At 72.0% G+C, this 13634-nt stretch carries 10 protein-coding genes; 5 read left to right on the top strand and 5 right to left on the bottom strand.

Annotation, left to right across the window (positions count from 1 at the left end):
- Positions 1-8 precede the first annotated feature (8 nt).
- The 5 genes from AC1ROY_RS31320 to AC1ROY_RS31340 all read right to left on the bottom strand — a co-directional run bounded on the left by AC1ROY_RS31320 (position 9) and on the right by AC1ROY_RS31340 (position 3661).
- Complete coding sequence (locus AC1ROY_RS31320; protein WP_493152869.1) at positions 9-437, bottom strand: hypothetical protein; 429 nt, start codon at positions 435-437, stop codon at positions 9-11.
- A gap of 24 nt (positions 438-461) precedes the next feature.
- Entirely contained in the window at positions 462-1196 is a 735-nt protein-coding gene (locus AC1ROY_RS31325; RefSeq protein WP_493152870.1) for a hypothetical protein, read from the bottom strand.
- Positions 1197-1214: 18 nt separating this feature from the next.
- The gene (locus tag AC1ROY_RS31330; protein ID WP_493152871.1) at positions 1215-2300 is read right to left on the bottom strand and encodes a PstS family phosphate ABC transporter substrate-binding protein; all 1086 of its coding nucleotides are present in this window, start codon (positions 2298-2300) and stop codon (positions 1215-1217) included.
- Between the two features lie 40 nt (positions 2301-2340).
- Positions 2341-3006, bottom strand: a complete 666-nt coding sequence (locus AC1ROY_RS31335) for a hypothetical protein (RefSeq protein WP_493152872.1) — start codon at positions 3004-3006, stop codon at positions 2341-2343.
- Between the two features lie 214 nt (positions 3007-3220).
- A complete protein-coding gene (locus AC1ROY_RS31340; protein ID WP_493152873.1) occupies positions 3221-3661 on the bottom strand; it encodes a hypothetical protein in 441 nt (146 codons plus the stop codon).
- Positions 3662-3854: 193 nt separating this feature from the next.
- Between AC1ROY_RS31340 and AC1ROY_RS31345 the strand changes: the two genes are divergently transcribed.
- The 5 genes from AC1ROY_RS31345 (at position 3855) to AC1ROY_RS31365 (ending at position 13327) form a co-directional block, all read left to right on the top strand.
- Positions 3855-4919 (top strand): glycosyltransferase family protein, encoded by a 1065-nt coding sequence (locus tag AC1ROY_RS31345; protein ID WP_493152874.1) that lies wholly within the window; start codon positions 3855-3857, stop codon positions 4917-4919.
- A gap of 52 nt (positions 4920-4971) precedes the next feature.
- Positions 4972-6675 (top strand): methyltransferase domain-containing protein, encoded by a 1704-nt coding sequence (locus AC1ROY_RS31350; protein ID WP_493152875.1) that lies wholly within the window; start codon positions 4972-4974, stop codon positions 6673-6675.
- On the top strand, positions 6672-7700 hold the full coding sequence (locus tag AC1ROY_RS31355) for a rhamnan synthesis F family protein (protein ID WP_493152876.1): 1029 nt from the start codon (positions 6672-6674) through the stop codon (positions 7698-7700). The genes AC1ROY_RS31350 and AC1ROY_RS31355 overlap by 4 nt, the downstream gene beginning before the upstream one ends.
- Positions 7697-9007: an ABC transporter ATP-binding protein gene (locus tag AC1ROY_RS31360; protein ID WP_493152877.1), complete on the top strand. Its 1311-nt coding sequence runs from the start codon at positions 7697-7699 to the stop codon at positions 9005-9007. The genes AC1ROY_RS31355 and AC1ROY_RS31360 overlap by 4 nt, the downstream gene beginning before the upstream one ends.
- Positions 9008-9142: 135 nt before the next feature.
- Positions 9143-13327 carry a choice-of-anchor I family protein gene (locus tag AC1ROY_RS31365; protein ID WP_493152878.1) on the top strand — a complete coding sequence of 1395 codons (4185 nt, stop codon included), beginning with the start codon at positions 9143-9145 and terminating at the stop codon, positions 13325-13327.
- Positions 13328-13634: the final 307 nt, after the last annotated feature.

The following is a 13634-nucleotide window of genomic DNA, read 5'->3' on the forward strand; positions in this document are numbered from 1 at the left end:
AAAACTCTTCACACTTCGATCGCGCGGAACCAGCGGCGCGTGGGGATGACCTTCCCGGCGCGGCGCGCCTGGATGTCGTTCTCCAGCATCAGGCGCTTCACCTGGCGCCGCGCCGTCTCCTCCGGCATCGCCGAGCCGGCCCGCCCGCGATAGAAGGCCGCGACCTTGCCGAAATCCTGCGGCGTCACCCGGCCCCGCCTGTCGCCCAGCGTCTTCAGCAGCTGCAGCGTGGACCGGTCGAGCTCGGCCTGGTTCGCGACCCCCGCCTCCTCGGCGCTGCCCCGGAGCGCGCCGGACGCCTCGGCCGCGGTGAGGTTGTAGCGTAGGACGCCCTCCTCCAGCAGCTTCAGCTCCTTCTCGCGGTCGAGGAAGCGGCGCCCCTGGAGGTGGAGCTTCACGAGTTCGGCGAACTGCGCCGCCTGCGGGTTGTCGCGCATGATGGGTCCGATGAAACGAAGGCGTCAGAAGGTCGAGGAGGCGGGGCGCAGCTGCGGCGGCGGCGGCATCTGGAAGTCCAGCCCCTGGGTCGACGGCGCGGTCTGCTGCAGGCGCTGGTTGAGCCGCTCGATGGCGCGCAGGATGCGGCTCGCCTCCTGGCCCACCGGCGCGTCCACCGGCACGAGCTGGAACTTCACGTAGGGGAGCGGCAGCAGCGTCACCGTCAGCTTCTCGACGCCGAAGCCCTGGATCTCGTTGGCCTCGATGATGCCCGAGACGATCATGCGCTGGATCGCGGCGAAGGGGCCGGGATTGCGCCGCGCGTGGCGCTCCAGCGCGCGCTCGAGGTATTCGCGGTCGGCCTCGGAGAGCTCGCGCGCCTGGCCGAATTCGAGGGTGAGGCCCGGCAGCAGGCCGACCGTGCTCTCGATCGCCTTCAGCTTGAAGCCGGCGATGCCCATCAGCCAGTTGAAGTCGTCCGTGCGGCCGCCCTCGGCGCCCCGGCGGGCGATGGCCAGCGCGCTGCCGCCGAGGCCCACGCTCTCACGGATGTCGGCCCACCAGCGGCGCATGCGCTCGCCCGTGCTCTCGGTGATCGGGATGTCCTGCAGCGGCACCTGCACCGGCGGCGCCGGCACCGGCACCGGGGGAGCCGCTGACGGCGCGGCATTCGGCGCCGCGTTCTGGGCCCGCACGGGAGCCACGAGGCTCGTGGCGAGCAGCACGCCCGCGAGGATCAGGTTGAGGCTGGGACGCATGGATCGTTCCTCCGGTTCTTATCGGGACATCAGCGTCTGGCGCGCGGCGATCTCGCGCTGCCGCGCGCGGTCGGCCGGGGCGAGCGGCACGAGGCCGTGATGCGTCAGCAGTCCGCCCGGGCCGCCCGTGGCCTCGGCGACGGCGTCGCCGGTGAACTCGCGGATGCCGCGGACCACGCCCACGCCCTGCTCGTTCCGCGAATGCTGGCGCTTGGCGTAGAGGTAGATGGTCCGCGTCACGTCGTAGTCGCCGTTCGCGATGGTGGCCGCCGTCGGCAGCGTGCCGTTCAGCGCGACCGCCACGAGGTTGCCGCCGCTCTCCAGCAGCTGCGCGTAGGAGATGGCGCCGATCGTGCCCGCCGGGCTCTCCAGCAGGGCGGCCGGCACGGCCTCGCTCGGCACCTCGCGGATGCGGTTGTCGGCGCGCAGCGTGATGCAGCGCTGCACGCGGAAGGGCGCGCTGAAGATCAGGCGGACCGCCTTCACCTCGCGGCAGCCGCCCTCCATGATGAAGTCGTTGAACAGCCCGCGCGTGCCCGAGGCGCGGTCGGGGACGACCGCGCGGATCGGCTCCGCCGGCAGCGTGCTGGACAGGTCGGACCAGTTGTTCAGCGGGTTGGGGCGGAACTCGTCCTCGACGGCGTATTCCGCGGCGAGCGCCGCGTAGATCTGCCGCGTGGTGAGGTTCGGGATCGCCTCGCCGCGGCGCATGGCGATGACCACGGCGCCGAGGCCGATCTGCACCTCGACGATGTCGGTGACGCCGTTGGCGGCGCAGGTCTCGGCGACCGTGCGCGGGATGCGGCGGCTGGTCAGCGCGAGGTCGGGCGTGTTGACGCCGACGCCGGCGCAGAAGCGGTCGAGCGCGGCGGCGGAGCCCACGATCTCCATGCGCGGCGGCAGCACGCCGGAGTAGCGGTGGGAGAAGGCGTCGACCAGCGCCTCGGTGACGGCATGCGAGGAGCCGGAGCTCACGATGTGCAGCCGGTCCCGCAGCACGGCCGACTGCTGCGGCTGCGCGGGCGCGGTGCCCGGCAGCAGCAGGACGGATGCGGCGAGGAGCGGCGCGCTCCAGCGGGAGAATCGGCTCAGGAAGGATCGCATGGGAAGGTTCCAGCTGGCGTCGTTGTTGTCGTTGGGCATGTCAGTTCGCGTCCCGCCCGAGGGCGCGCAGGATGGTCTCCTGCACCGCCTGCTCGGCCGCAGCCCGGGCGCGGGCCTGGGCGGTCCAGCCGGCGAGCAGCGGCTTCAGCGAGTCGTCGAGCGTCTCGACATCGGCCAGCGCCGGCGCGAGCTGCCCGCGCGCCAGCAGGCGCGAGACGTTGTCGATGGCGGCATGGGCCGGCCTGGGCGTGGGCGCCTCGCCGAAGCCGATGGAGGCGAGGAACCGGCGGGCCTGGTCGAGCAGCCAGTCGAGCCAGCCGCCCTCGCCCGGGCTGCGGGCGACCAGCGCCGGCGCCAGCGCGAGGAAGCTCTCGCGCAGCTCGGTCGTGGTGGCGAGGCCGCGGCTCGCGTGGCTGATCAGCACGTCGGCGAGCGGGCCCGGCAGCGCGCCGGCCGGCGCGGCGTCGCGCAGGGCCGCCCATTCGCGCGTGTAGGGGCGGCTCGTGGCCAGTGCCGACTGCAGGTTCAGCGCGGCGAGGATGTAGCGGTCATTGCGCGCCTGTGAGATGGAAGGCGCGGCCTGCAAGGAAGCCAGCCGCGTGGAGAGTCGGCTGACCTCCGCCTCCAGCGCGGCGATGCGCTGGCTGGCCGAGCGCTGTCCGGGATCCTGGGCCAGGCCTGCGGCCGGCGAGAGGGCGAGCAGCACAGCGGCGCCGAGCCAGGCTTTCGCCCGCCGACGCGGCCTCGATCCATGTGGCAAGTATCACCTCAGCAGGCGGATGGCTGAATATTCATCCCCAGGCACGGATATCTCCTGGAGTTGTCCGCATACTCGCTGGGACGCAGAAACCGGGCACGCCTGCCCAGACGAAAGTTGCATGATGTTTCCGAGACATTTGTATCCCGTAACGTCAGCCGCCTCAGCCGCTCCGGGTCATCATGATCATCCGGCGCGGCGGCAGGTCGGCGATGGCCGCGTCGATGCGGCGCATGAAGGCGAGCAGCGGCCGGTTGTCGCGCAGGCTCAGCATATAGGCGTTCTCGGCGAAGGCATCGCGCAGGTAGTGGCCGCTCGGCGCGGGACAGCCGGCATAGGTGAAGCGCAGGAACTGCACGAGCAGCAGCGAGCGCACGAGGTGCACGCCCACCAGCTCGCGCAGGTAGATCGTGCTGCCGATCTCGCGCTCGACGTGATAGCCGAGGTTGAGCAGCGAGAAGAACACGCCGTGCCGCTCGATCTCGATGCGGTCGGGCCGCAGGATCAGATGCCCGCCGATCCCGGTGAGGGAGGCGAGCACGTCGCCCCTGGCCCCCGGCAGTGCGGGGGCGGGCTGGATCACATCGGGTTCGGCGGCCAGCATGCGGCCGGCATCCATCCCCATTTGCGGCGCGGAGGCCAGTTATGAATCCATGTCCGTGCAGCCGAGGCGGGCGGCGACCACGCAAGCCCCGAAACGATTGAATTCCTTATGGAATAACAAATGGTTCATCATGTCGTAATTTCGGCATGGCTAATGGCGGAGCGCATCGAGGCTCTGTCTTGTGTCTGTTGGGTTGCAGCTGAATCCTCCTGCCCGGATCGCGTCCGCTGAGGGGTGCGCCTGGCCGCGGCAGGCGCCGGATGCCTCGCTGCTCCCCGCCCCTGCGACGGAAGCCCCGGACAGGACCGAGGTCACGGTCCTGCTCTCGCTCTTCCGCGGCGGCACCTATCTGCAGGAGCAGCTCGACAGCATCGCGGCCCAGGACGGCGCGGCCTGGCGCATCCATTGGCGCCATGACGAGGCGGTGTCGGACCTGGTCACGGCGCGGATCATGGAGCGCTTCTCGGCGCGCCATCCGGGCCGCGTCCGGCAGGCCCAGGGCGGGAGCTTCGGGATCGCCCGAAGCTTCGGGCTGCTCCTGGCGCTGGTGCCGGACGATGCCGGCCACGTGGCCTTCGCGGACCAGGACGACGTCTGGCTGCCGGGCAAGCTCGAGCGGGCCAGCCGCGCGCTGTCCCTGGTTCCCGGCGACGTCCCGGCGCTCTATTGCAGCCGGCAGCGGCTGGTCGATGCGGAGCTGCGGCCCATCGGCCTGAGTGCCCTGCCCCAGCGCGAGCTGACCTTCGCCAACGCGCTCGTGCAGAACGTGGCCACGGGATGCACCGTCGTCCTGAACCGCCCCGCGCGCCGGCTCCTCGCGCGCATGCCCGCGCCGGACGGCTCGCTGCACGACTGGTGGGCCTATATCGTGGTCTCCGCCCTGGGGGGCCGGGTGATCTACGACCCGGAGCCCGCCATCCTCTACCGCCAGCACGCGACCAATGCCGTGGGCTCGGGACACACGCTGCTCCGCCGGGGGATGCGCGCCCTCGCCCGCGGCCCCTCGCCGTTCCTGGCGCGCCTCGAATCGCACCTCGCCGCGCTCCACGCGCATCGGGAGCTCCTGCCCCCCGCCACGATCGAGGTGCTGAAGCGGATCTCGGAGGCCCAGGCGCCCTCGCCGCTCCGGCGGTTGCGGGCGCTGAGGGCGTCGGGCGCGTATCGCCAGCACCTCTTCGAGGATGCCGCGCTGCGGCTCTGGCTGGCGCTCCGCCGGCTGCCCTCCAACCCCTCGCAGGAAGCCCGATCCTGGTCCTGACCGGCGCCTTCGCGGCATCGGTCCGGCCGGCGGCCATCGACGGAACCTCCCCTTGATTCACTGGCTCGGCTCTTCGGCCGTCGCATCTTCCGGCCCATCAGGCCTGGTCTGCCCGAACTGCCTCGACGCGATCGCGCGCCGCCCGATCCTCTCCGCGGCGCGGGCGGACCGGACGGAAGCGGTGCTCCTCCGCTGCTCCGCCTGCGGCGCCTGCTTCTTCGAGAGCCCCGAGGTGGGCGATTACGGGGCGGAGCCGCCGGGCGGCGGCCCGGCCCTGGCCTTCTACCTGCAGCAGGGCGCGGGCCTCGGCGGCATCGCCGCGCGCCTCGCCTCGCTGGGGCGCCCGGCCGGGACACGCTATCTGGAGATCGGCTGCGGCTTCGGCCTCGGCCTCGACATTGCGCGGCGGGGCCTGGGCTGGGACGTGCTCGGCCTCGACCCCTCCCCCTTCGCCGCGGCGGGCCGCGAGCAGCTCGGTCTGCCCATCGAGCGGCGCTACCTCACGGAGGGCGACGCCTCCCTGGGCAGCTTCGACGTGGTGCACGCGTCCGAGTTCCTGGAGCACGTGCCCGAGCCGCTGGCCATCCTGCGCGTGCTGCGCGCGGCGCTGCGCCCCGGCGGCACGCTCCTCCTCACCACGCCGGCTGCCGAGATGATCCGCCCGGAGACGCCGCAGGGCCTGCTCGTGCCGCTGCTCTCGGTCGGCTGGCACATGGTGATCCAGACCGCCGCGAGCCTCGACCTGCTGCTGCGCCGGGCCGGCTTCGGCGAGGTGCGCGTGGTCCGCGAGGGCGCCCAGCTCGTCGCCCGCGCCGGCCCCCTGCCCGCCGCCACGCCCGACGGCGCCGCCCTGTACCGCCGCTGGCTCGAGGAGGCGCTGGCCGCCGTGCCCGCCGCCTCCGACCTCGGCATCGGCCTGGCCGCGCGCCTCTTCCGCGAGCGCGCCATCGCGCGCGACGCGGCCATGGAGGCGGCGTGGGCCGCGCTGGAGGCCGCGGTCGCGGCCCGCTACGGCCGCAGCCTGGAAAGCTTCGACGACGGCCCGGACGCGCCGCTGGCCGGGCTCGCCGGACGGGAGCCGCTGTGCCTGGGCGGCGTGCTGCTGCACCGCGGCCTCGAAGCGGAGCGACGAGGAGCGCCCGCGGAGGCGCTGCTGGCGGGCGCGCTCGCCGCCTCGCGGCGGCTGCGGTCGGCGCTGCGGGAGATCGGCTCCGACGACGGCGATGCCGAGGATGTGGGCTTTGCCGCGCAGGCCGCGCTGATCCGGCGCGCTGCCGGGCGCGGCGAGGCCGGGCTGCCGGCGCGCTGCGACGCGCTGGAGGCCGCCGGCAGCCTGCGCCATGCCGAGGCGGCGCGCCGGCAGGCCTTCGTGGCGCTGGTCAATGCCGGCGCCCTCGACCTCGCCCGCCCCTTCGCCGGCGTCGCGGAGGCCGCCCTGGCGGCGCTCCGGCGCGCCGAGCTCCTCAGCCACGAGGACGCATCGGTGCTCTTCTGCGGGGCCGCGCTCGAGCTCCAGACGCCGGACGGGCGGCACGCCGAGGCGATCGAATGGCTGCGGGCCCTGCGCTTCGGCCTGCTGCACGGCTTCGCCTCCGGCCGCCCGGAGGCCGCGGCCGTGCTGCTCTGGCCGGCGGTGGAGGCCGAGGCCCTCGGGCTGCGCCTGCTCGGCCGCGACGAGGAGGCGGCCGCGCTTCCCGGCCGGGTGGCCGACGAGACCTCCCTGCTGCCCGGCATCCCGCGGCGTCCCGGCGCATGAGCCTGCGCGCGCGCCTCTCCCGCTGGCGCCGGACCGCGATCGGCCTCTGGCGCCGCGCCATCGCCGACCTGGCCTTCTGGGCGGCCGCGGGCGACCGCCGCCGCCTGGTCCTGGACACCCTCCCCGGCGAGGCGCCGCTCGGCGCGCGGATCTGCGTCTTCGTGCATTTCGACCGGAAGGGCGTGGTCCGCGCCCACACCCGGCGCTACCTCGAGGCCCTGGCGGCGCAGGGCCTGTCCCTGGTCTTCGTCACCAATTCCGGCCTGCTGGACCCGGAAAGCCGGGCCTTTCTGACGCCGCGCTGTGCGCGCATCCTGGTCCGGCGCAACCGCGGCTACGATTTCGGCGCCTATCGCGACGCCATCCTGGAGCTGGAGCCGGCCCCCGGCCGCTACGCCCAGATCGTGATCGCGAACGACAGCGTCTACGGCCCCATCTCGCCGCTGGCCGATGCGCTGGCCCGGATGGACTTCGGGGCGGCCGACGCCTGGGGCCTCACCGACAGCTGGCAGCAGCGCTACCACGTGCAGAGCTACTTCGTGGCCTTCGGCGGGCCGGCGCTGGCCCATCCGGGCTTCCTGGAATTCTGGCGGGGGGTGCGGAACGTCCGCTCGAAATGGGCGGCGATCAAGCACTACGAGATCGGCATGACGCAGGCGCTGCAGGCGCGCGGGCTGCGCTTCGCCGCCGTCTGGGACTACTTTCATCTGATGGAGATCGCGCAGCGGGACGCCGAGGCCGGACCGGACCTGCCCGCGCATCCCTTCGCCGCGGCCACGCGGCGCGCCGCCGAATCCGCCCGGTACGCCTTCCTCGGGCGGCGGGCGCTGAACCCGACGAACGAGCTCTGGCTGCTCCTGGTCCTGCACGGCTACCCCTTCCTCAAGCGCGAGCTGCTGCGCGACAACCCCGGCGGGGCGGAGGAGCTCGCGCTGTGGCACCGGATCGCCCGGGAGCGCGAGCCGTCCCTCTACCGCGAGGTCGTCGAGGACCTGAAGCGCACGGTCCGGAAGGCGGTGCCTTGACCGCGTCCGGAGCGGCCATCGTCGCCCGCGGCGTCGCCAAGGCCTTCCCGATCTACGCGCGCCCGGCGGACCGGCTGAAAGAGGCGGTGGTGCCGAAGCTGCGGCGCGGCCTGCGCCGGCTCGGCCTGCCGGTCGCGGAGCGCAGCTACGCGGCGCTGTTCGACGCCCTGCGGCCCCTCGATTTCGAGGTGGCCCGCGGCGAGACCGTCGGCGTCATCGGCCGCAACGGCTCGGGCAAGTCCACGCTGCTGCAGCTCGTCTGCGGCACGCTGACGCCGACCTCCGGCGAGATGCGGGTCACGGGCCGGGTCGCGGCGCTGCTGGAGCTGGGCTCTGGCTTCAACCCGGAATACACAGGGCGCGACAACGTCTTCCTCAATGCCGGCGTGCTGGGCCTCTCGCGCGAGGAGACCGAGGCGCGGCTGCCCGGGATCCTGGCCTTCGCCGACATCGGCGGGTTCGTCGACCAGCCGGTGAAGACCTATTCCTCCGGCATGGCCATGCGGCTGGCCTTCGCGGTCGTCGCCCATGTCGATGCGGACATCCTCGTCATCGACGAGGCGATCGCGGTGGGCGACGCCTATTTCCAGCAGAAGTGCCTGCGCTGGCTGCGCGACTTCCAGACGCGCGGGACGCTGCTCTTCTGCGGGCACGACCCGGCGGTGATCCTCTCGATCTGCGACCGCGCGCTCTGGCTCGACCGCGGGAATCTGCGCATGGCCGGCCCGGCGGCCGAGGTGGTCGAGGCCTACAACGCCTTCAACTACGCCGAGGCGGCCGGCCTGCCGCCCGAGGCCGTGCGGCCCAGGGCGGAGGCCCCGGAGAGCGCCGGCTTCGGCAACGGCGACGCGCGGATCGTCGAGGTGTCGCTGCGCCATCGGGACGGGACGCCGGCCGGCGTGCTCGCCGGGGGCGAGGCCGTGACGCTGCGCGTGGCGGCGGAGATCCTCCGGGAGGTGCCGAGCCCCCTCGTCGGCTTCCTGGTGCGGGACCGGCTGGGCCTCTCCGCCTTCGGCGACAACACGCACCTCACCTATGCGGCATGCCCGCTCGCGGCCCGGCCGGGCCAGCGCGTGGAGGCGGAGTTCGATTTCGTCTTCCCCAGGCTGCGGACGGACAGGTACGCGCTGACGGTCGCGATCGCCTCCGGCACGCAGGACGACAACGTCCAGCTCGACTGGCGGCATGAAGCTTTGCTCATCCCGGTCCAGTCGCCCGTGCCGGATTTCGGGCTGCTCTACGTGCCGCCGGAACGCATCGCCCTGTCGGTGACAGGCGGCGGGCCGGGAATGTCCCGGGAACAGTGACATTCTCGGGATTTTTAACAAAAGAGCAAATAAATCGTCACACCTCCAAAAGTAACAGAATAGTCACCGCTCCCCTCAAGATCGCCCGGCCCGGGATCGGTTAACTCCCCCTTAACCTTCGGGAGAGTTGAGCGAATGTCAGGCAATCTTTCGGTCACCAACCAGTTCACGGTCGAGAATGAGGGGCTGCCAGGCGGCGGCGCCGACGGCGCCGAGGTCGTCGTCTATGACGCCGCCCGCAATCTGATCTACGTCCTCGGCGGCGAGGGCGTGGACGCGCTCGACGCCACCACGGGCGAGCTCGCCTTCTCCGTTCCCTCCTCCATGATCGAGGTCGTCGGCGGCGGCTCCGCCCAGGCCGTCGGCATGGGCAACTCGGTCGCCATCCACGGCGACAACCTGGCCATCTGCTTCGACGGCCCGACGCCTGGCTCCAACGGCTACGTCGCCGTCTTCACCGTGGCCCCCGACGGCCAGTCCGCCACCTGGCGCGCCACCGCCGAGGTCGGCGCCGTGCCCGACATGCTGAAGTACACCGCCGACGGCAGCCAGCTGATGGTCGTCATCGAGGGCGAGCCGACGGAGGACTACGCGTCCGACCCGGCCGGCGGCGTCACCCTGATCGACGTCGACACCTGGATGCCGACCTTCTACGGCTTCGATGCCTTCGACGCCCAGGCCGACGCGCTCCGCGCCGCCGGCGTCGAGATCAGGCACGGCATCCCCGGCAGCTCCGGCGCCGAGGCGCTGGCCTCGCTCGACATCGAGCCGGAATACATCGCCATCGCCGGCGACCGCGCCTTCGTGACGCTGCAGGAAGCCAATGCGATCGGCGTGTTCAACCTGAACCCCGGCAACGGGCCGATCGGCTGGACCTCGATCATCCCGCTCGGCACCTCCGACCACAGCCTGGCCGGCAACGGCATCGACGCCTCCGACCGTGACGGCGGCGCCATCATCCGCCAGGTGCCGGTCAAGGGCATGTACATGCCCGACGCCATCCAGACCTTCGAGCACGGCGGCAAGACCTACCTCGTCACCGCCAACGAGGGCGACGCGCGCGAGTGGGGCGGCCCGGACGACATCTACAATGCCGGCGTCCGCATCGCCGACCTCGTCCCCGCCTCCGGCAGCACGCCGGCCGAGGGCATGCCGGCGCTGGACCCGACGCTGCTCGCGCAGCTCCAGTCGCGCCGCGGCGACGCCGATCTCGGCCGCCTGGAAGTCTCCCGCTGGTCGGGCGACACGGACGGCGACGGCGACCTGGACGAGCTGCACAGCTTCGGCGCGCGCAGCTTCACCATCTGGGAGGTGGGCGGCGACAACGCCAGCCCGACGCTGACGCCGGTCTTCAACTCCGGGCAGATGATCGGCCAGATCATCGCGAGCCAGCACCCCGAGCTCTACGACGACGCGCGCTCCGACGCGAAGGGCGCCGAGCCCGAGCAGATCACGCTCGGCGAGATCGACGGCCAGCTCTACGCCTTCGTCGGCCTCGAGCGCGCCCAGGGCAACATGGCCTTCCGCATCGACAGCCCGACCGAGGTGAAGTTCGTGGGCTTCCTGGGCACCGACGGCGACATCGAGCCCGAGACCAGCGCCTTCATCCCGGCCAACGGCGGCGAGCCCGCCCGCCTCGCGGTCGCCAACGAGCTGAGCAAGACGACCTCGGTCTACAACCTGGAGCCCGAGACCGGCCACTACCGCCTGCAGATCCTGCACGCCTCCGACTTCGAGGCGGGCCTGCAGGCCACCCAGCGCGCCGACCGCTTCGCCGCGATCGTCGACCGGCTGGAGGACATGGAGGCGAACAGCATCACGCTGTCGGCCGGCGACAACTACATCCCCGGCCCCTTCGCGGCCGCCGGCACCGACCCGAGCGTGCTCCCCGCGCTGCGCGCCTATTACGAGCAGGCCCTGGGCCTCGCCCCCGGCTCGCTGTCGAACCTCGGCGGCACCAGCTCGCCCTTCTTCGCGACCGACATCGCCATCCTGAACGCCATCGGCATCCAGGCCTCGGCGCTCGGCAACCATGAGTTCGACCTCGGCACCAACCCGCTGAACGCCGCGCTCGATTTCGCGGCCGGCACCTCGGGCGCGACGCTGGCGCGCATCAGCAACATCGGCGCGATGTTCCCCTACCTCTCCGCCAACCTCGACTTCTCGAACGACCCGAACATCCGCGCGGCCTTCACCAACACGCTGCGCGAGGCCTCGACCTACGCCACCACGGCGGCCGACCTCGCCAGCAACCAGACCGTCGCGAACGAGGCGGCGGACGCGCAGATCGCGCCCTGGACCACCATCACCGAGGGCGGCCAGACCATCGGCGTGCTGGCGGTGACCACGCAGCTCCTCGCCTCCATCTCCTCGACCGGCGCCACCACGGTGCGCGACCCGCTGGCTGACGGCGGCGTGGACAACATGGCGGAGCTCGCCGCCATCCTGCAGCCGCTGATCGACCAGATGCAGGCGCAGGGGATCAACAAGATCATCCTGATGAGCCACCTGCAGCAGTACCAGAACGAGCTGGCGCTGGCCCCGCTGCTGAGCGGCGTGGACATCATCCTCTCGGGCGGCAGCCACGCGCTCTTCGCCGACGGCACCGATCCGCTGCGGCCGGGCGACACGGCGGCGGAGAACTATCCGCTGATCCGGACGGGCGCGGACGGCAAGACCGTCATGATCGTCTCCACCGCCGGCGAGTACTCCTATGTCGGCCGCCTGGTCGTCGAGTTCGACGAGAACGGCGAGCTGATCACCGATCCCGACGGCGCCGGCCCGCTCGGCGCCGGCGGCATCGACCCGACGGTCTCGGGCGCCTATGCCGCGACCGACGAGACGGTCGAGGATCTCTGGGGCGCCGACGACGCCTATGCCGACGGCACGCGCGGCGGCGAGGTGCGCCAGCTCCTCGATCCCGTGGCCACGGTGATCGCGGCCAAGGACGGCAACGTCTTCGGCCAGACCGACGTCTTCCTGGAAGGCCGCCGCGGCGAGGTCCGCACCGAGGAGACCAACTTCGGCAACCTCACCGCCGACGCCAACCTCTGGCAGGCGAAGCAGCTCGATGACGCCGTGATGGTCTCCATCAAGAACGGCGGCGGCATCCGCGCCGAGATCGGCACGGTCTCGGCCGGCGCCATCCCCGTCGAGCTGCCCCCGTCGGCCAACCCGGACGCGGGCAAGCCCGAGGGCGGCATCAGCCAGCTCGACATCGAGAACTCGCTGCGCTTCAACAACGCGCTCTCCATCGTCACGGTGACCGCCGAGAACCTCGAGCGCATCTTCGAGCACGGCGTGGCCGGCGTGGCGCCGGGCGCGACGCCGGGCCAGTTCGCCCAGGTCGGCGGCGTGTCCTTCTCCTTCGATCCGACGAGGACCGCGCAGGTGCAGGCCGGCGGCGTCGTCAGCGTCGAGGGCCAGCGCATCCAGAACCTGGTCATCCTGAACGACGACGGCAGCATCGCCGACACGATCATGAAGGACGGCGTCCTGCAGGGCGATCCGAGCCGCCTGATCAAGCTGGTGACGCTGAGCTTCCTGGCCGATGGCGGCGACGGCTATCCCATCGGGGCCTACGCCGTGGACCGGGTGGACATGCTGGGCAACGACGCGCTCGATGACGGCGAGGCGAGTTTCGCCACCAAGGGCTCCGAGCAGGATGCCTTCGCCGAATACCTCGCGCGCTTCCACGACAGCGAGGCGACGGCCTACGACACGCTGGACACCACGGCGGCCGGCGACCTGCGCGCGCAGAACCTCTCGGCGCGCGAGGACACCACGGATATCGAGTACGTCCAGGTGACGGCCAACGGCGTGACCCAGCTGCAGCAGTTCAGCCGCTACGCCGGCCCGGTCTCCTACCTGGAGTTCGAGACGCGAGGCACCGGCGCGGGCGAGGTGATGATCCTGCGCGACACGAACGACTTCGTGAACCTCGGCGGCGGCGACGACGCGGCCAATGGCGGCCTCGGCAACGACGTCCTGGACGGCGGCACGGGCTCCAATTTCCTGACCGGCGGCCTGGGCAGCGACGTCTTCTTCCTCGACGTCCGCGGCGCCGGCACGGGTCCGACCACCTGGAGCACGATCACGGACTTCCGCGCCGAGGACCAGCTCAGCATCTTCGGCTGGCGCCCCGGCACGAGCCGCTCCTTCTGGGCCCCGAACGAGGGCGCGGAAGGCTTCAAGGGCGCCACGCTGCACATGGACGTCAACGGCGACAACCGGGTCGATGCCAGCGTGACCTTCACGGGCCTCACCCAGGCGCAGGTCGGCGCGCCGGTCGCGCAGGAAGGGCTGCTCTGGTTCCTCTGATCCGGCGACGGGGCGGGCCTTCCGCCCGCCCTTCCGGCTGAAACGCTTGTCGGGGCCTTCCGCGAGGAGGGCCCCGACAAGGCATTTTTGGGGGCTCCGCCCCGCGAACTCCGATGAATGGGCCGTCCGGCATGATCCGCAACCTTCCGCTTCCCGCCTCCTTCCGTGAGGGCTTCCGATGAGCGGACGTATCGCCCCGCCCACCCGCGAGACCCTGCTGACGGAAGCCCTCCGCCGTTGTCGTGCGTATTTTGGTGTGGTGGGTGTGTTCTCGGGCGTGGTGAACCTGCTTCAGCTGACGGTGTCG

The sequence above is a fragment of the Roseococcus sp. GW821-FHT12F05 genome, assembly GCF_058806835.1.

Bases quoted from the DNA above. Each gene is read 5' to 3' on its own strand.
- AC1ROY_RS31355 (WP_493152876.1), top strand. From the start codon at position 6,672: ATGAGCCTGCGCGCGCGCCTCTCCCGCTGGCGCCGGACCGCGATCGGC.
- AC1ROY_RS31325 (WP_493152870.1), bottom strand. From the start codon at position 1,196: ATGCGTCCCAGCCTCAACCTGATCCTCGCGGGCGTGCTGCTCGCCACG.
- AC1ROY_RS31340 (WP_493152873.1), bottom strand. From the start codon at position 3,661: ATGCTGGCCGCCGAACCCGATGTGATCCAGCCCGCCCCCGCACTGCCG.
- AC1ROY_RS31330 (WP_493152871.1), bottom strand. From the start codon at position 2,300: ATGCGATCCTTCCTGAGCCGATTCTCCCGCTGGAGCGCGCCGCTCCTC.
- AC1ROY_RS31320 (WP_493152869.1), bottom strand. From the start codon at position 437: ATGCGCGACAACCCGCAGGCGGCGCAGTTCGCCGAACTCGTGAAGCTC.
- AC1ROY_RS31365 (WP_493152878.1), top strand. From the start codon at position 9,143: ATGTCAGGCAATCTTTCGGTCACCAACCAGTTCACGGTCGAGAATGAG.